We start from the raw sequence: 16,703 nt of genomic DNA, 5'->3' as shown, positions 1-16,703 counted from the left end.
TGTTGGCAAACCTTTTGAGCTGTGCGGCAGCCCATGCCGACATAACGGTGCAGCGCATTCCTATCGACAATGCCCCGCCGATACTCCTGCTTGAGGGGGAGTTCACGCACTCGGATGATCCTCAAGCTCTCGCCCGCGAGGTCGCCGCCAGCGGCGCGAAGGTTCTTTTGAAAGCGGGGGCGGCAATGTAGTGTCCGCTATGGCGTTCGGCAGAACGATACGCTCCCTTGGCCTCACTACCCTCGTCCATCAAGACGATCGACATGCGCTGGCCGTAGTCGAAGCCGTGCAGTTTCATGAAGGGCGACGTTTCGCGCAGGTCCTCGGCCGCTTCATCGCGCATGACGATACGCCGGGCGACATCGAACCTGTCGCCCGAGAACAAGTCTTGCCACCCACGCACGTAGGGTGTCGGCCCGTCAGACCGCTCCATCTCCGAAAGGGCGATACGCGCCTTCTCCATGAGGAATTCACCCCTGTCGCCACGGAGACAGCGGGCGATGATCCGGTGGGCGGCTCGTTTCCTCAGCAAATGCTGCCTGTCGAGTGGTGATGCGTAGTACATTCGTCAAAACTCTTTCAGTCGTCCACCCGAACAGTAGGACGAAAACGTGTGATGTTCGTGTCGCCGGTGGTTTCAGGGGGACGGCGAATGTTCCATGTCGGACGACGCCAGCAGCGAATAGGCGTCGTCCAGCTCGGAAAGATCGATTTGTTCAGGGTGCCTGTAGCAGTAGACAAGCGCAACCGCCGCCTTGATTTCGTCTCCGGCTTCCGCTGGATAGGTAATCCGGAGATCGTCGAGGTCCTTTGGGCGGAGCGGGTTCAACGGATCGACCATGGCCATGAAATCCCGTGCAGGCTGCCCAAGGGCGTCGACAGCCAGGTCGGCGACCTTCCGAGCCGAGTTACGGTTGAGCGCGGCGTCTGGACCCTTGCCCGCATAAAGGCGATGGAAGGCTGACGCGAACACCTCGAGCTTCGCGGCATCGGCATCTTGGATTGCAAACTCGGTCATTCTGCTCCCCCGGCGACAAGGCTTTGCTGCTCTTGCTCTGCCCGTCAACACACTATACCCGAGATTCCGCAAGGAAGCCTACAAGGTATGAGCCAGCGGCGGGTACTTTCCTGGCAGACGCCAATTCATGAGCCTATGCCGGAACTCCTCGAGCAACAGAGTGCCCGGGCAACGCGGCGACATCCTCGTGGAACGAGCCCAAGTGCACCAGTTCGCAATTGCGCGTCATCCATCTTCACTCAGAGTCCAGCCACTCTCGCACGGGTCGGGACCCGTGATTGACGGAGCGGTATCGGACTCCTCCCCAGATGAAACCCCGCCGTCTCGATTGGCCCAAGCCATCCAGAGCGCGCATATGACCCATATGGGGCATGTGGAGTTGGTGAACCCGCGCTACCATGTGTCCGTCAAAGTCGCGGGGAACCGACAATGCGCGGCGTGTTTACACTCGGTTGGGGCGTCACGTTTTTCGCGCTTGCTTTGACGTTCGCTCACGTTCCGGAAGTCGCCGCGGGCGTGGTGACGCTTGTACTGACTATATGTCTTCACTCGGCACCCGAAAAATGCCGGGAGGAGCGCTTTCAACTTGGGGACCAAGTAACCCTGACCCAGTGTATGTCTCGGTCCGTCATTTATGTCGCACAATGGTCGGAGCAGCATCCAGCCTTTAGGGTGACAAAATGGCGGTGCGAGCTTCCAAAAGTTGAGCAAGGCGTCTGATCGCCATGCTAGTCCAGCCCGAGAGGGTTCAGCGGTGCGCGGTGTAGTTCCCACAGGCAATACCACCCTTGTCTTGAAGGTTTTCCAGCACACCTGCGGCGGCGAGTACCGCTCGCGGATGCCTGACGCCGTTCCGCAACACCACTCCCATGGGTCCCTCGCGAGCCGTTGGAGTAGTAAGCCGACGGCAATTCCCGATTCCGACGGAAATGGCCGCCACAGCGCCTTCTGATGACGCCCTGATGGACAATATCGGCAAATGCCTCGCATCCGTTTTAGACCCGTGAGTTCGGGAAATCTCCAGATGGCCGCCGTTTCTGGATGGTCGGACTGATAGTACATCACGGCGCGATTCCGCGTCGCGCAGGCAACACAGTGCAATTGACTGTTGTATTGCAGCTTAAACTAAAATACGGTCAGCTAAATTCTTTCTTCGCGGGTGAACCCAGCCAAGGGGCAAGCCGCGTCGGTGTTTTGCGGCTTCGCCGAGGTGAGAGCGTTCGCGGTGGGATAGCATCTCGGGGGAAGCAAGCGCACAAGGGATAGAAACGTATACTCATGGCCAGCATGAACTGGCGCGATTTTAGATAGTCATACGAACAAATTGATAAATCCAGAGGGGTCCATGCCGATGGATGCCAACTTCGACTTGGAGGCGATCGAGCGTGCTTTTGTCGAAGCCGCTGTGGATCCGACAAAATGGAAAGAGGCAATGACCGTCGCGGCCAGAGCCACGGGTTCGACTGGGGCGCTCCTTTTCGATGCGCAGAGCCACCTCCCTGGAATTCCCCAGAGCGAAAACATGGAGGCCGCTACCGAAGCCTACATCCAGGGAGGTTGGAGCGAGCGAGATGTCCGCTACGGAATTTTGTCCAGGCTTCTCCAAAAAGGAGTGGCGACCGATCTCGACTTGTTCACAGCCGATCAGATCGAGCGGCACCCGTACTATCAGGAGTTTCTCGCCCCTCACAAGTTGCGTTGGTTCGCAGGGGTGAAAGTGGCATCAGGCGACAGTCTTTGGTGCCTGTCGATCCAGCGATCCATAGAGCAAGGACCGTTCTCGCCGGATCAGCTCGAAACACTCGCCGATTTGTCCCGTCGGCTTGCTTCGGCATCCGCAGTCTCGAACATGCTTGGATTTTCCCGCGTCGATGCGGCGCTCGACGCTTACGAAAGGAGCAACACGCCGGCATTCGTATTCGACGTCTCTGGCAACGTCCTGAGATTGAACGCCAGCGCGGAGATGCTGTTGGGTGATACATTGAAGATCACTGGGCGACGACTGACTTCTTCGGATAGGAATGCCACCCAGGCGCTTGAAACGCTTCTGCACGAGGTCATCGTCCGAGAATCGCCTCGTTCCCCCGGTCCTATACTGTTGCCACGGCCAGGACGGCGACCGATGCTTGCATACGTACAGAAACTGCCATCGGTCTCCTATAGCCCGTTGGCTCCTGGTCAGGCGGTCGCCGTTGTGACCGATCCCGAGGCAGCGCGTACGCCGACGCTCTCAGCCTTGCAGGCGTGCTTTGAACTGACGGTGGCGGAAGCCAAACTCGCCCAGAACATTGCCCTCGGGAAGTCTCTGGAACGAATTGGCCACGAATGCGGCATCGCCTACGATACGGCCCGGAACCAGCTCAAGGCGGTTTTTGCCAAAACGGACACGCACAGCCAATGTCAGCTTGCCTCGCTGCTCTCGCGGCTCTGAGTTGAACAAATTCCGAGCGCAATCCTCCCTTCAGGGGCAGGGGAATCGCATTTAGCAAATAAGCGGTTGTTTTGTTGCGGCAAATCGATTCTTGGAGTTCTCCGCTGACTTGGAGGTCTCGATGAGTAGATTTGCCGCTTGCTTTGAAGATTTGCCCGATCCGCGCGGTCGCAATGCGCGCCATCCGTTGACGTCGATCCTGTTCATTGCCGTTGCGGCGATTGTCTGCGGTGCGGAAAGCTGTACCGATATGGCCGATTTCGGCGTTGCCAAGAAGAAATGGCTGAAGACAATCGTGCCGCTGCCCTATGGCATTCCCAGCCATGACACCTTCTCCACCGTCTTCCGCCATCTCGATCCGGATGCCTTTGATGCGGCCTTTCGCCGTCTCACGGCGAGCTTTGCGCAGGGTCTCGAAGGGGTGGTAGCAATCGATGGAAAGGCGGTGCGCGGTGCCTACCGGCGCGCCGCCAAGGCCACGCCACTCCACTTCGTCAATGTCTGGGCTGCCGGTCCCGGTCTGGTCGTCGGCCAAAAGCTCGCGCCGGGCCGCAATGAGGTGCAAGGGGCTCTCGATGCGCTCGCGCTGCTGGCACTGGAGGGCTCTATCGTCACCGCCGATGCCCTGCATTGCCGGCCCGACACCGCCCGCGCCATCCTCGCTGCCGGCGGCGATTATGCTCTGGCACTCAAGGCCAACCAGCCCGGCCTCTTGGCCCAGGCGCTCGCCCGCATCGAGGACGCCGACCACGTCGAGAGCATCCAGATTGCAGCCGAGACTGCCCATGACCGCACCGAGACACGCCGCGCCAGCGTTGTGGCTGTCGACGACATCAACTTTCCGGGCCTGCAGGCCATCGGCTGCGTCGAGACCACAAGCCGTCATACCAACGGCCATTTGACCAGCCATGTCCGCTACTTCCTGCTCTCCACCACCATGTCGCCGAGCGCGCTGATCGAGGTTGTAAGAACCCATTGGCAAATCGAAAACAAACTGCATTGGGTTCTGGATGTCCACTTCCGCGAGGACGCCGCCAGAAACCGCAAGGACAACGGCCCTCAGAACATTGCCTTCTTGCGCAAGATCGCTCTCAACCTCTTGCGATCTCACCCCGACAAGGCTTCCATCCGCCGGAAAATCAAAAAGGCGGGCTGGGATGACCAATTCCTCACTTCTCTTATCGCTCATATGCGATAGCCCTGCCTTCAGGGGGAGGTCAGCGAGTGGTTGACGAAAGCACCTTACTTCGAGGAACACAAATGCGGGCACGGGCGAGATCAAGGCGGCGGCGGCGATAACTCTGTCTCGCCGCCTCCTTGATCTTCACGGCAGCACCACCGGCGTTGGTACGTTCCTATTCGCCGTATCGCCTACGCCGAGACGGCCGTTTCCGTTGTTGCCCCAGCATAGCGTCTTACCATTGGACAGAACCACGCAGCTGCTCGCGAGCGAAGTGGACAACGAGATCGCCGGAGCCTCCAATCCGATGACATCGACCATCACATTCAAACTCTTGTTTTGGCCGTTGCCCAGCTGCCCAGCGGTGCCGTTTCCTTTACATTTCACGCCGCCGTTTTGCATGATAACACAGAGGTTCGAAGCAGCATGCCCCGTCGTGATAGCACTCACGCCGCTTTCCAAGCCTGGAACCACTGCCGGTGTCGCGCCATATCCCGTTCCCCAGCACATAACCGCTCCGGCCTGTGTCAATGCACAGGTGAAGTCATTCATCGCGGACACCTGGACCGCATTCGAAACGCCCGTGGCGACGACAGGTGTACTGCTGAAGGATGTCCCCCCGTTTCCAAGCTGACCAGCTCTACCAACGCCCCAGCAACGAACCTCTCCAGAGTTCATGCGGACGCACTGGTGTGCGTACCCTGAGGAGATTTCCGAGATGCCTGTGCTTAGGCCGCTGACCAACTTCTTGGCTCCGGTATTGTCGGTGCAACGGACCTCCTTGCTCAGGACAAAGCAGGAGCTACTGAGGCCGCGAGAGTGGAGAACAATCCCTGACTGTGTCACCGTCTCCGGCGTCGTCACGAACTCCGCCGTGCTGCCAGTGGCGAGTAGCCGATAAGTTGGACCTCCATTTTCACCCCAACACTTGGCAGTTCCGTCGACCATCAGGGCGCATGATGAGTAGTACCCGAGGCTTAGGGATTTTACGCCTTCATGGAGTCCGACAACTTCCTTTGCGGTAACCACGAAGGTGATCGGGTTCGAAGACTGCGTGTCCGTCTGGCCAGCGCCGAAGGTGGATTTTGGTCGTCATGCCGCCCTTGGAACGGCCCATGGCCTGGCTCTGAGTCCCCCTTTTGCGCCTTGGCCGTGGCGGTGGACCTTGACGATGGTAGCATCGACCATGATCGGGCGAAGGGGCTCGAAGCGGACTATACGATCCTGCTTGATGTCAGCCAGGGCAATTACGGTGTACCGAGCCGCATTGAGGACGATGAACTGCTCAACTTGGTGATTCCTCGCCCCGAAAAGTTCGCGTACGCTGAAGAAAGGCCCCTGTTCTATGTCGCGCTAACACATGCCAGCCGAGGCGTGTTCCTTTTTACGGGCAGCCGCCAGCCATCTCGATACATTCGGGAACTCTGCGAGATCGCCGGCGATGAGATCCGGTTCGAGACGACCGAAGGGACCGCCCTGCAGCAATGTCCCACCTGCCTGGTGGGGCAGATCGTCGAGATACGGAATCGGGAGGGTTCGGTGTTTTATGAGTGTAATCAGTTTCCGGATTGCGGTCGGATTGAGCGAGGTCCCGTGCGGTCAGCTCCCAAATTGCGAAGAAGGCGCTAAGGCGCGGCAGCTGCGTCTTCAACCTTCAACTAGGGCTTGTTCGTTCGATGTTCCCGCCTTGTGCGTTTAGGATCGCATAATGTATCAACAGGGACGGCGCTGTCGCCGTGTCGCTTGGCAGCTTTTGGCGCATAGCAGACGAGCTCACCGCCCCTTCAGATACAGGGCGGATGCGTCTAAGCCTTATGCATGGAGGTCAGCCATTCTTCAAGCACGCGTCGAATTGCCTGCTCTGCTGTGCCATTGCGGTTGAATGCCCACCATGTATGCGCGCCCTGCCAGACAGCGGCCATCAACCAGCCGAGCCTTTCCGCTTCTTCTCTATCGCTGGAAAGGCGACGGCCCAAGGCGGTGGCGAGGGTTTGCCCCCACCTCGCACCTCGAGCCCGCAGGTTGCGATTGCGGATGTCCTCTCTCAACAGCAGTAGTCCGTTCGCGGTATTGCGCTCGGCGTCGTGTGGCGGCATTAAACGGATGAGGAAGTCTATGGCACCCTCGGGGGTCAACGCTTCCTCGGCATCGGCCGCGGCTGTCTCAGCCTCCAACTTGTCCCATGCTCGCAGCAAGACGGCCTCGACGAGATCCAAGCGGCTGCCATATCGTTGGACCAGTGTCGCCGCGGACAGCCCGCAGGCTTGGGCTGACAGCGCGAATGTCAGCCCGTCAGGTCCAAACTTGAGAATAGGTTCATACAGATCATCGAGGACCTGCTCATCGGAAATCTTCTTGTGCCTCGGCATCGAAATATATAAACATACGTTTACTTATTCGGCAAGGAGGTGCTGATGGCTAAGATCTTGGGATATATCGCGGCGAGCCTTGACGGGCTAATCGTCTCCGGCGACGGCTCGCTCGATTGGCTCTACAAGTATGACGACATGGACCTGGGAGAGCACGATTATCGCCGGTTTCTAAAGCGGATCCGTACTGTGGTCATGGGCCGCGGCACTTATGACTTTATTGCCAACGAGCCGTCGCCGTGGGCTTATGGAGATCAGCGAGTGTTCGTGGTCACTTCTCGGCCGATGGACAATCCGAAGGGGCCGCTTGAAACTCGCAACGATGTTGATGCACTGATCTCCGAACTTCGCGCGTTTGATGACGGCGACGTCTGGATGCTGGGCGGCGGTCAGTTGCAGATGTCCTTCATGCAGCGAGGCGCACTTGATGAGATCGAAATCTATGTTATCCCGGAGATACTGGGGTCCGGTTTGCCGCTGTTCCCCCTCACCGGTTTACGAGCAAGCCCGACGCTGATTAGCGCGATGCCGATCGACAAGGGCTGCGTTCGGCTTCATTATCGTCTGTGATAGTGAAGGGGAGGGTTGACGAAGCTGGATGTTCGCACGAATCCGCTCTTCGGCTCTGTGATTCTCAAATTCAACGGGAGCGCTACCTGTTGTTTGGCAGACAGGATAGCCAGTGAAGCTGTCACTTGACCGTAAGGGGTGTGCCGCTCGCACTTTGCCATCGAATTTTAGATTCGATGGAATGACGCGCAGCCTTGAAAGGCATGGTACCCAATTAGCCACAAACGGTCACGCAACACCCATCGAACACGATCGTGCCGGAGGCTCTGGACCCGGTGCGACATGGCTGGATGAGGCTTCGAGCAGCCTGCTGTCTGCATCCTGTCGTCGACGCCGGTTCAAGCGGTCGGCGCGCGCGAACTTTCCGGTAAGAGGAGACGTGCCATAGCATCTGTGATTGTGTGGTTCTCATAGGGCTTGGAGAAGAATTGGCTTCCCGAAGGGAGCAAGCTCTCCTCTAGAATTGTTGCACCGGAGGCGACGATCAGTTTTACCGGTGGCCAACGGTCCCGGATGTAGTGGGATAGTTTGATGCCGTCCATCGTGCCCGGCATCTGGACATCTGTGAAAACCAGATCGATGTCATTTCGCACTTCGAGTATGCGAATTGCCTCGTCTGCGTCACATGCCTCAAGCGCTTCGTAACCTGCATGCAGCACCAGATCGATCGCACCCATCCGGATCAGCGCACTGTCTTCGACGACCAGGATGACCGGATCGTTCACCTGGCATATACGAATGGAGAAAGATTTGCTTGGAACCCAGCGCTTTCTTGATGGCCGATTGTGACCATGGTGCCGGGACCTGCATCGCTCAACGTGATCTCGCCGTCCAGGTTCTTGACGAGCGCCTCCACAATGCCGGTTCCCAAGCCCGCCTTGGGTGCGTCGCGCCCTGCAGCCATGCCGATGCCGTTGTCGGCAACCGCGAGGGTCCAGTCTCTGCCGGAGGATCGATAGTCAATCATGACTGTGCCGGTCCGCTCGTCGGGAAAGGCGTGTTTCAAGGCATTGATGACCAACTCGGTCACGATAAGTCCTAAGCTGACGGAAACATCCGCTTCCACTGCGCTGTCGTCGGCCGAAACGTGGATCGACAGCCGGCTAGGGTCAGCTATCATCGATGCACCGAGGCTTTGGCAAAGCTGCTTCAAATATGTGCGGAGTTCGACGCTGCCGCCCGGCGACGTGGAAAGCTGTCGCTGGAGAGCCGCAATCGACATCACCCGGTGATGGGCGTTGTGAAGATGGCCACGCGCTTCCTCCGACTGAACCCGCCGTGCGCTCTGCATCAGAACACTTGCAATGATCTGGAGACTGTTGGCGACCCTGTGTTGAACTTCCTGCAGCAGGATGGCCTTGTCGCGGGCCAGGTCGTCTTTCAGTCGCGCCTCTGCGCGCGCATCGGTCACGTCCGTCACGGCCACAAGAAGGCGAATATGTTCGACGTCACCATCATCAAGCGTCTGTGCATTGACGACCAACTGCCGTGTGCCGCGGTTCGGCCGCTTTAGGTCTATTTCATAGGCTTGAATGTCCGCACTTCGCGAGGCTGTAGCTTTTAGGAGTGACTCAAGCTTGGGCATCGCCCATTCCCCCTGTCCGAGTTCGCCGAGCTTTTTGCCGGGAACTGACGTGGGGTCTATGTCGAAGGCCCGGCAGAATGAGGCGCTCGCTGCGATGATTTTCAGGTCGTCGGACAGGAAAAGCAGAGGTTCGTGGGACGAGACCACGACGGCAAGAGTACTTGCCGCTTCGAAATGCACAGTCGGGGTGGTTGACATGAAATGGCCCTCAGGGCCGGAGACTCACGGAGCGAGTCATTGCTCGGCGGCACTGCCGACAAGCCCCGCAGGGCAGGCTCGACTAGAGGACTTTAACACGCCTGATGGGTAATCGTACCACGCTATCTCTCGTGGGAGGGATCTCAGTGGGCAACGAACGCTGGGCGGGCCCCCTCGATTTCCGACTGCCCGTCGGGCTTGAGGCTTCAGGCAAGGCCGCGTGAGACCGTAGCCGGCTGAGGAGCCCTGCATAGCAGTTTCCTCTTGCCGTCCATTCTGTCATGCCCGGTACTATCAAGTTTTATCGTTGAATGATCGCACAACAAGGCAGTTGCGAATGCAATATCTGTTGTCCGGTCGGGCGGGACTTTTCGCGACTAGGAATGGATGTGTTGACTCAATTTGCCTTGGCGAATGGCGGGCATCCGCCACGAGATCGCTCGCGTTTGTCCGTGGAATAATGGCGGCGGCCGAGATCGGTATGGCGGAAATCACTCGGCTGACGCATGCTCGCGAATTGAGAGCGTCTTGCTAGGGCGACAGTTTTTCCCGGCGATGGAATTGGTGCTATTTCATCCTGAGCAAGAGGGATCGACATCCAGGGTATCGTTTCCTACATGCATGTCTATGGGAGATTCGATGCAGCGGGGGCTGCTCGTACCTCCACGGTCCATCTGCTTAAGACGGACAACGGTGCTGATCTGGTGCACAGCAACGGGAAGTCAAATTATCGTCGCAGCGTCGTCGACCCCTCCCGAAATGACGAAGGGCGCTCGACACTTTCGGGGAGCGCCCTTCGGACCCGGACGACTTACGAACGCGCGACAGAGTTCCATCGCTGCAGGTAGTCATTGATTACGGGTAGTGGGCGATAGATGGGGGAATGGCGTCGGTAATCAAGACCGTCCAAGGCATCCATTGCGCGAACAGGCAAGTCGAGGCACGCATCGCAAATGCCGCAGCCATCGTCGTCCATCGGCTGGTCGGCCCGCTGGCAACAGAGGCAGACGACCGAGCATCGGAGCCGGCCATTGTTTCCGCTCGGCACCACGATTTCGGCCATATCTTCCGACACGATGTTGATGACGAGTTCCTTCATTGCCCGCTTCTCCGTTGACCTCCTCGTGAAAAGATAAGAGCCGCGGGGCGCTTTGCAATGGCGAGCGCTCGCGAGATTACGCACGCTCAAGAAGGAATGGACTCTCCCGCCTCCGCATGCTGTTCTGGGCTTCGAAGGGAGTTGGCGTATGAATAAGATTCTCGGCGCGCGCAAAGCGCACGCCTGGTTAGGCTTGCCGCGGCGGTAGCGATCAGCGCGTCAGCAATAACGGTGCCCGTCGCGGTTCTGCTAGCGGCCGCACCGATCTGACATCATCATCGAAAGGACGATCGATGGCAGAGGACGATCCTTTCGAGCTTTCTCGCTTCGTTGCAGCACAAGACCTCGTCTTCGAGACGGTCCTTGCTGAGCTGAGGGCCGGCCGCAAGGAAACCCGTTGGATGTGGTTCATCTTCCCGCAACTGCGTGCGCTTGGACGGTCTCCCACCGCGAACTTCTACGGCATCGGCTCTATCGAGGAGGCTCGGGCTTATCTCCCGTGGACGCAGGTCCAATCCAATCTTGACCCGAAGCGCTTTACCGTCCGCACCGTCCCGGCGCTTCTGGCGAAGGCAAGCGCATGGGAGGAATACTGCGATGGACAGCGCCCGCATGAGCAGGCCATCAAGCGGCTTGGCAAGCACAAGGCTGCCGCATGACATTTGAATCGCGGGGCGGAGACCACACAAAAAGAATGAAGAAGTCCAACATACCCATCGAACAGCTCACGCGTCTTCGCCGGATACGCGGACTGGCGCGGCTGATGGATACGGCGCTCCGAATTCCCGGTACACGCATGTCGCTCGGGGCTGACTCGGTCCTTGGCCTGATCCCCGGCGTCGGCGATTTTGCGGCCGCCGCCGTCAGTCTCATCATCGTCAACGAGGCTCGGCGTCTCGGCGTGCCGAACGACAAGCTCGTAAAGATGCTGGTCAATGTCGGTTTTGACACGGTTGCGGGAAGTGTGCCGGTGCTTGGCGATGTCTTCGACGTCTACTTCAAATCCAATCGCCGCAATCTTCAGCTTGTTCTGGATCACTTCGGCCTCGACCATGCCGACCTCGACCGGTAACGCCGGTCAGCTGCGATCGCCAAGCGTGGCGATATCGAACACCGCGGCATTGTCCTGGATTTCGCGTAGGTCCTTAACACAAGCTTCGAAGACTCTTAACCAGCTTGGTTTCGAGGGCACGATGCATAAGGTCTGGGGCGTTTCGGGATCGGTCGAGCTCTGTGCTAAACGTGTAGAGAGTACCGAAAGCGAAGCTGCGGCAACAATCGCGGGTTTATTGTTTTCCTTTGGGACGAATGCCCCACTTAAAGGGGGTGATCTCGTTGGTGACTTTGTGTTGCTCGACAGTTCGCGGTAAACGCATTAGCTTCAAGGACCTCCCAAAAGTGTGCCGTTTCTAGGTGGAAACTCGGCCGTCATTTCCGCATTGTGCGGGTAGGGTGCGCAACATGAGCAATGTCGATGGTTACACAGGGCAAACTGATTGGGCAACTTCTTGCGTTCGGCGCACTGGGTTTGCTGGCGATCGGCTGTACCCTAGTGCTTTGGCCCTTCCTATCCGCCATTCTGTGGGCGGCTGTGATATGTTTCTCGACATGGCCCGCCTACAGATTGTTTGAGCGAGCCGTCGGCGGCTATCGGGCACTCGCCGCGGCCGCCATGACAGTGCTGGTCGTCGTTGTCATCGTCGCACCGCTTGCATTGCTGGCAACGACACTCGCGGACAATATCAGTAGCTTGGTGGCAGGGGTCACCAATGTCCTCGAACAGGGCCCGCCGGCGCCGCCGGATTGGGTGAGGGGGCTACCCATCGCCGGTGAGGGCTTGGCTACTTATTGGGAGGGCTTGGCACACAACGCGCCGGCCTTCACCATCGAGCTGAAGAAGGTGATCGGCCCTTTCGCCGATGTCGCTCTGATTGGGGGAACGCTGTTTGGCGCCGGTCTTCTCGAACTCGCGTTAAGTATCTTCATCGGCTTTTTCTTATTCTTGCACGGGCGGCGCATGACTGCCCTTACCCGTCAGATCGCGGAACGGGTGGCGGGAGCCCGCGCTCGAAGATTGCTTAGCGTGGTTGGAGTGACAGTGACGGGCGTTGTTTATGGCCTCATCGGCACAGCCCTGGCCCAAGGCCTCCTGGCCGGCGTAGGTTTCTGGATCGCCGGTGTGCCCCAGGCGTTGTTGCTCGGATGCCTGACATTTGTTCTGTCGTTCGTGCCGGCGGGGCCTCCCTTTGTATGGGGACCTGTCGCGCTGTGGCTTTTCATGCAGGAATCAGTCTGGTGGGGCATCTTCGTCGCGATTTGGGGCCTACTTCTTGTTAGCAGTATCGACAATTTCCTGAGACCGTATCTCCTCGGGAGAAATACCAACTTACCCGTTTTGCTGGGGCTCTTCGGTTTAATCGGTGGCGTCCTGGCCTTCGGCCTCATCGGCCTTTTCCTCGGGCCCACGCTGCTGGCGGTTGCCTACAGCCTATTTCGCGAGTGGATCGCGGCGGAGCTTGAAGAGCGAAGACAACCTCCGTCCTCTTCAACGGGGCGAGATCAGCGTTCGGGACCGCGCCAGGGGGGCTAACTTCGTTGGTGCCGCGGCGCTTCGTGAGCGCGCCTCGCCCGGAGCGGATTGCCCGCCGTCACAAACCGCCGGTCGGCTCCAATGCTGTTGATTTGCCGGGCACTGCCAGACGAATATTCGACGTCGGAGTTCCTGGCCACCACGGTAGACCGGGCCCTTCAGGTTCCGATTAATACCAGCGTCCTCGGCCGTACCAGCCGCCACCTAGGAGGAGAACGATAAGAACAATAATTAAAAGCGTGGTGATATCCATCTGGACCTCCTCCAGTCCCGCCGTCTGCATCGCTCTGCACGGGTGCTACGGCAACGTTCCGCAGGGAGGTTGGTTCCATGGAGCTTCCGGTGAGACATCGGTGAAGGCGCCCATCGGCGCCGTCACCAATCTTTCGATGCCGTTACGGTATCATAGAGCGGTACCGCTTCGAGCGTGTAAGGGTCGGCATTTTCGTCAAAACGCGTCCATTCTTCTTGCGCAAAGACGCCCCACCGCGCGGCAGGGTCAAAGCGGTTCAGGTCCTGCAGTATTGCTTGTGCTTCAGGCGCAAGAGTGTCGTCCACCCTTGCTGTCACGAAAGTGCCTCCGCGCCGAACGCCCTTGGCGAAGACATGGGCATCCTCTTCATCGACTCCGGAATCGGTCAGCGCACCGATCAAACCTCCGGCCGCGCCGCCGGCCACCGCGCCCGCTACAGCACCGGCGGCGGTTGCCGCAAGCCATCCGGCGGCCACCACAGGCCCAACTCCGAGGATTGCCATTAGCTCGAGCCCCGTTAGAAGGCCGACCACGCCGCCTCCGGCGCGCCAAGTTTACAGGCAGATTGCCGCGAGAATGTTCCTGCGTCACGCGAAGGCAGCCTCGGCGTCCAGCGGATTCCTATCATGCCGAGCCAATCGGCAATCAGGTCCCCAAACCTGTTAGCAGTGGCCGTGTCGACCCGCACCCGGGCACTCGCATTTTTGGCCGGCCCTTGGTGACTTTGCAGGGCCTTTGAAGTCTCCATGCGGAACATACCGTCGCCTGCAAGGTTCACTTGCAAAGACAGAGGCAGGCCGTATGCACTCGCTCAACGTCGCTGGTATCATGATCCTCCTCGTTATCATTGCGCTGTTCGTCCTGGCTTGGCTCGTAGTCTGAGGAGCCGGTCGGGCAGCGGACGCCGGCCTCTTCGAAGCGTCAAACGTCGATAATCCTTAAGAGTTAGGTGCGGAACCAACGTTACTCCAGCAAGTTGTGCATTGAAGTACGACAGCCCGGAGTATCATGTTCTGTCCTGAACGGGCTGTCCCGGACAGAACAAGCCCCGCCACAGCCGCGGGGTTTGCTGTTCAAAGGGAGTGGTCACCGAAATGAGTTCAGAAAAGATGAGAAAGCTGATTCGGGATTACCAGAGGGACATAGCCGCGTACCTAGCGCCGGAGAGCGGCATTTCGGAGCGCCAGCTGCTCCAGCAGTTGGCCAGCCGCCTCGACGGGCAGCAGGCGCAGGATGCGCTGGGAAATGGCTGGCAGGGCTGGCTGCCCGATGACGAAGACCCAGCCGGCGCAGACGACGGCAGCCCCGCGCCCACGAGGTGGTGGACCGAACCGGAATTCTTCGGAACGATGTGGAAACTGAGGAGTTAGGCGCGGTCGCTAGCGAGTTGCGATGCTCAGCGCGAACTCATGTCGGCTTCTTAAAACGTCCCCTCCAACTGCTGGAGCCGACCTGAGCAGGCAGGCCCTGCCTCGCCGCGGGCGCTGCCTTTACAATTTCGCCGCATGTGCCGCCTTCTATGAGCCGGAAGATTTCCCGCGTAACTTTTAGATCACCTGTTGTCTGAGAAGCGTCCGCGGTCCTTGATCGAAACGCCGTATTCGTCGACGACTGCTCGGTGACTGTGATGCGCTAGACCATACTATCGATCTTGCGGAAGCTGCGGAATCGCACTTCAGCGTGCCCTTCACGCTCGTGCATGTCGGCGAAACACCTCTGAGACTGCTTGGGGCCGTACGCCATCGATTTCTCCTGATTGTGCCTGAGTGGCGGGATTACGACGGATGGGCTAATGGCCCTGAGCAGGGGTTAGGCGGTAAGTTCTTTCAGCCGTCTCGTACGAGGAGAGGCGGTTAGAGGTCGGGCGCTTCTGGCGGCTGGCCTCGCCTGGGGCTGGCGCTCACACGAAGGCGGCTGGAGGCCGCCGAGGCGGCCAATCTCACCGCCAAGGTGACCAGATGGATTACGACTGGAGAGGCAAAGGAGCGCGCAGGATCAGAGCTTTAAAGCTGGCCGCGATGACCGCCCGTGGAACCTCGTTGGCGGTCTTTTTTTAGGGGGCCTCGACCTAGCGCGGTGCCTGCGCGTGGAGCTCATTCGCGAGCGCCAGGTCGGCAATGAAAAGCGAAGCTTCAATCAACCCAGCACCGCATTTACTAGCAATGCCAGCAATCCAACAGCCGCTATGGATGAAATCCATTCTATAATCTTGACGCGTTCGGCAGGACGCATCGCCATCCTCCTTTTGTGCACCCCTGGTGAAGAAACGTATCCTCTACTGAATTGTTGCAGGCCAGCCTCGTCCCGGACCTGGCCCAAAGCGACCGTCACAGTTTAACTGGAGGAAGTGTCGGTTATGGACAATAAAAAGGCCCCGCTGGCGCGGGGCTGAACTTCCGAAGGATTGGGATTATTCAGTCCCATCTCTGTCGGCTGTACCAGTCGTCCAGATCGCGGCGCGCTCGATCTTTCTCGATGCCATAGCGCTCTTGGATCTTGCCCTCGAGCTGGTCGCGATTGCCTGCGATTTGATCAAGATCATCGTCAGTGAGTTCGCCCCACTGCTCTTTGATCTTGCCCTTTATCTGTTTCCAGTTTCCTTCAACGCGATTCCAATCCATCTTTTTCCTCCTGGGTGATTCCTGATCAGACACCCATGTCCATAAAACTCGCGACGGCCGCTTAGGTTCGATTTCCCCGTAAACTGAGCCTGCCGTTTCGGCGTTCTTCGAATATCGCGTTTGAGGAACTTTTCATCAGAGACATGGGTTTCTTGGCAGATGCTGCCCTTGAACCGGTGCCGAGCGGTCCAATATGGATGTGAAGAAGGCAGGGATGGCGCGGCTGCTTTTGGCAGCCCCAGATCTGCGTCGTAGCGCGTGGATGATGGAAAACCGCGCGTTTCTAACGCTCTGCGAGGCCTACGAGCATGCGTGTTTGCGGCGCGACGTTCTTCGATGCTCAGCCGAGAAAGACGACGAGACCCTGATTAAATCCGAGGAGGAGTGCAGAAGCCTAGAAGCTGCTGCAATCGCTTACATTCGGGAGCAGCGGAAATTTTCCGGGCTTCGTTGATTCACGCGATCGAATAACTGATCGCAAGGCGGCAGCCGCCCACATGGCATCGATCTACCCGCATAGGCCGAGCGGCGCCCCCGCTCGCGATGAGCGGATGTATGCGGTTGTTATCTATCACCCAATTTGCAAGCAACGTATTGCGCCGCTTCGTGGCCAATCGGCTTCCTGTCCACTGAGGACGTGCCCACCCGGGTGCTGACAGATGGATGAAAGTAGGCTGACCACCAGGGGTGTTCTCGTTCCGTGCTCAACAGATCGCATAATGTATCAACAGGAACGGCGTTGTCGCCGGCCCGAGTCGGTGATTCGGCCATGAGACAGTTGCGGCGGCT

At 58.7% G+C, this 16,703-nt stretch carries 18 protein-coding genes and 1 pseudogene; 10 read left to right on the top strand and 9 right to left on the bottom strand.

Translation table 11 applies throughout. The features are described 5' to 3' along the window. Positions 1-121: 121 nt before the first annotated feature. Both JOH52_RS30695 and JOH52_RS30690 read right to left on the bottom strand, forming a co-directional pair. Complete coding sequence (locus tag JOH52_RS30695) at positions 122-565, bottom strand: hypothetical protein (RefSeq protein ID WP_017274041.1); 444 nt, start codon at positions 563-565, stop codon at positions 122-124. A 72-nt stretch (positions 566-637) separates the two neighbouring features. After that, the gene (locus JOH52_RS30690) at positions 638-1,018 is read right to left on the bottom strand and encodes a hypothetical protein (RefSeq protein WP_014531936.1); all 381 of its coding nucleotides are present in this window, start codon (positions 1,016-1,018) and stop codon (positions 638-640) included. 516 nt (positions 1,019-1,534) lie between these two features. Between JOH52_RS30690 and JOH52_RS35550 the strand changes: the two genes are divergently transcribed. The 3 genes from JOH52_RS35550 to JOH52_RS30680 all read left to right on the top strand — a co-directional run bounded on the left by JOH52_RS35550 (position 1,535) and on the right by JOH52_RS30680 (position 4,647). Then, entirely contained in the window at positions 1,535-1,738 is a 204-nt protein-coding gene (locus tag JOH52_RS35550) for a hypothetical protein (RefSeq protein WP_026029935.1), read from the top strand. A gap of 625 nt (positions 1,739-2,363) precedes the next feature. Next, positions 2,364-3,449 (top strand): helix-turn-helix transcriptional regulator, encoded by a 1,086-nt coding sequence (locus JOH52_RS30685; protein WP_013845039.1) that lies wholly within the window; start codon positions 2,364-2,366, stop codon positions 3,447-3,449. A 121-nt stretch (positions 3,450-3,570) separates the two neighbouring features. Continuing rightward, entirely contained in the window at positions 3,571-4,647 is a 1,077-nt protein-coding gene (locus JOH52_RS30680; protein ID WP_014531934.1) for an ISAs1-like element ISRm21 family transposase, read from the top strand. Positions 4,648-4,773: 126 nt separating this feature from the next. Here JOH52_RS30680 and JOH52_RS36660 read toward each other — a convergent pair whose 3' ends face one another. Continuing rightward, complete coding sequence (locus JOH52_RS36660) at positions 4,774-5,658, bottom strand: RCC1 domain-containing protein (RefSeq protein ID WP_100220003.1); 885 nt, start codon at positions 5,656-5,658, stop codon at positions 4,774-4,776. On the opposite strand from JOH52_RS36660, the gene JOH52_RS30670 reads away from it, so the two are divergent. Next, positions 5,626-6,258 (top strand): 3'-5' exonuclease, encoded by a 633-nt coding sequence (locus JOH52_RS30670; RefSeq protein ID WP_234826756.1) that lies wholly within the window; start codon positions 5,626-5,628, stop codon positions 6,256-6,258. The two genes, JOH52_RS36660 and JOH52_RS30670, sit on opposite strands and share 33 nt — an antisense overlap. Before the next feature lie 176 nt (positions 6,259-6,434). On the opposite strand, the gene JOH52_RS30665 is transcribed toward JOH52_RS30670, so the two are convergent. Beyond that, positions 6,435-6,998, bottom strand: coding sequence for a TetR/AcrR family transcriptional regulator (locus JOH52_RS30665; protein WP_013845035.1), 564 nt, complete (start codon positions 6,996-6,998; stop codon positions 6,435-6,437). A 45-nt stretch (positions 6,999-7,043) separates the two neighbouring features. On the opposite strand from JOH52_RS30665, the gene JOH52_RS30660 reads away from it, so the two are divergent. Then, positions 7,044-7,568: a dihydrofolate reductase family protein gene (locus JOH52_RS30660; protein ID WP_013845034.1), complete on the top strand. Its 525-nt coding sequence runs from the start codon at positions 7,044-7,046 to the stop codon at positions 7,566-7,568. A gap of 338 nt (positions 7,569-7,906) precedes the next feature. Here the strand turns inward: JOH52_RS30660 and JOH52_RS30655 are convergent, their stop codons facing one another. The 3 genes from JOH52_RS30655 to JOH52_RS30645 form a co-directional block, all read right to left on the bottom strand. After that, positions 7,907-8,293, bottom strand: coding sequence for a response regulator (locus tag JOH52_RS30655; protein ID WP_014531148.1), 387 nt, complete (start codon positions 8,291-8,293; stop codon positions 7,907-7,909). After that, the gene (locus JOH52_RS30650) at positions 8,290-9,351 is read right to left on the bottom strand and encodes a sensor histidine kinase (protein ID WP_014531149.1); all 1,062 of its coding nucleotides are present in this window, start codon (positions 9,349-9,351) and stop codon (positions 8,290-8,292) included. Before JOH52_RS30650 ends, JOH52_RS30655 begins: the two co-directional genes overlap by 4 nt. Before the next feature lie 811 nt (positions 9,352-10,162). Then, on the bottom strand, positions 10,163-10,450 hold the full coding sequence (locus tag JOH52_RS30645) for a hypothetical protein (RefSeq protein ID WP_017271827.1): 288 nt from the start codon (positions 10,448-10,450) through the stop codon (positions 10,163-10,165). A gap of 293 nt (positions 10,451-10,743) precedes the next feature. Here JOH52_RS30645 and JOH52_RS30640 point away from each other — a divergent pair, with 293 nt between their 5' ends. The 3 genes from JOH52_RS30640 to JOH52_RS30630 all read left to right on the top strand — a co-directional run bounded on the left by JOH52_RS30640 (position 10,744) and on the right by JOH52_RS30630 (position 13,040). Beyond that, positions 10,744-11,109 carry a DUF1810 family protein gene (locus JOH52_RS30640; RefSeq protein WP_014531151.1) on the top strand — a complete coding sequence of 122 codons (366 nt, stop codon included), beginning with the start codon at positions 10,744-10,746 and terminating at the stop codon, positions 11,107-11,109. Then, positions 11,106-11,522 (top strand): DUF4112 domain-containing protein, encoded by a 417-nt coding sequence (locus JOH52_RS30635; RefSeq protein ID WP_014531152.1) that lies wholly within the window; start codon positions 11,106-11,108, stop codon positions 11,520-11,522. The genes JOH52_RS30640 and JOH52_RS30635 overlap by 4 nt, the downstream gene beginning before the upstream one ends. A gap of 402 nt (positions 11,523-11,924) precedes the next feature. Then, positions 11,925-13,040 (top strand): AI-2E family transporter, encoded by a 1,116-nt coding sequence (locus JOH52_RS30630; RefSeq protein WP_192937090.1) that lies wholly within the window; start codon positions 11,925-11,927, stop codon positions 13,038-13,040. Positions 13,041-13,415: 375 nt separating this feature from the next. Here JOH52_RS30630 and JOH52_RS30625 read toward each other — a convergent pair. Then, positions 13,416-13,838, bottom strand: a pseudogene (locus JOH52_RS30625) (hypothetical protein); the annotation flags it as partial. 549 nt (positions 13,839-14,387) lie between these two features. Here JOH52_RS30625 and JOH52_RS30620 point away from each other — a divergent pair. Continuing rightward, on the top strand, positions 14,388-14,663 hold the full coding sequence (locus JOH52_RS30620) for a hypothetical protein (RefSeq protein WP_014531159.1): 276 nt from the start codon (positions 14,388-14,390) through the stop codon (positions 14,661-14,663). 1,044 nt (positions 14,664-15,707) lie between these two features. On the opposite strand, the gene JOH52_RS30615 is transcribed toward JOH52_RS30620, so the two are convergent. Continuing rightward, on the bottom strand, positions 15,708-15,914 hold the full coding sequence (locus JOH52_RS30615) for a CsbD family protein (RefSeq protein WP_013845026.1): 207 nt from the start codon (positions 15,912-15,914) through the stop codon (positions 15,708-15,710). 193 nt (positions 15,915-16,107) lie between these two features. Between JOH52_RS30615 and JOH52_RS30610 the strand changes: the two genes are divergently transcribed. Then, positions 16,108-16,368: a hypothetical protein gene (locus tag JOH52_RS30610; protein ID WP_013845025.1), complete on the top strand. Its 261-nt coding sequence runs from the start codon at positions 16,108-16,110 to the stop codon at positions 16,366-16,368. Positions 16,369-16,703 lie beyond the last annotated feature (335 nt).

Origin of the sequence: Sinorhizobium meliloti (assembly GCF_017876815.1) — a bacterium.
Classification (GTDB): domain Bacteria; phylum Pseudomonadota; class Alphaproteobacteria; order Rhizobiales; family Rhizobiaceae; genus Sinorhizobium; species Sinorhizobium meliloti.
The sequence above is the reverse complement of the archived record's forward strand: the minus strand, read 5'-3'. Positions and strand labels throughout refer to the sequence as shown.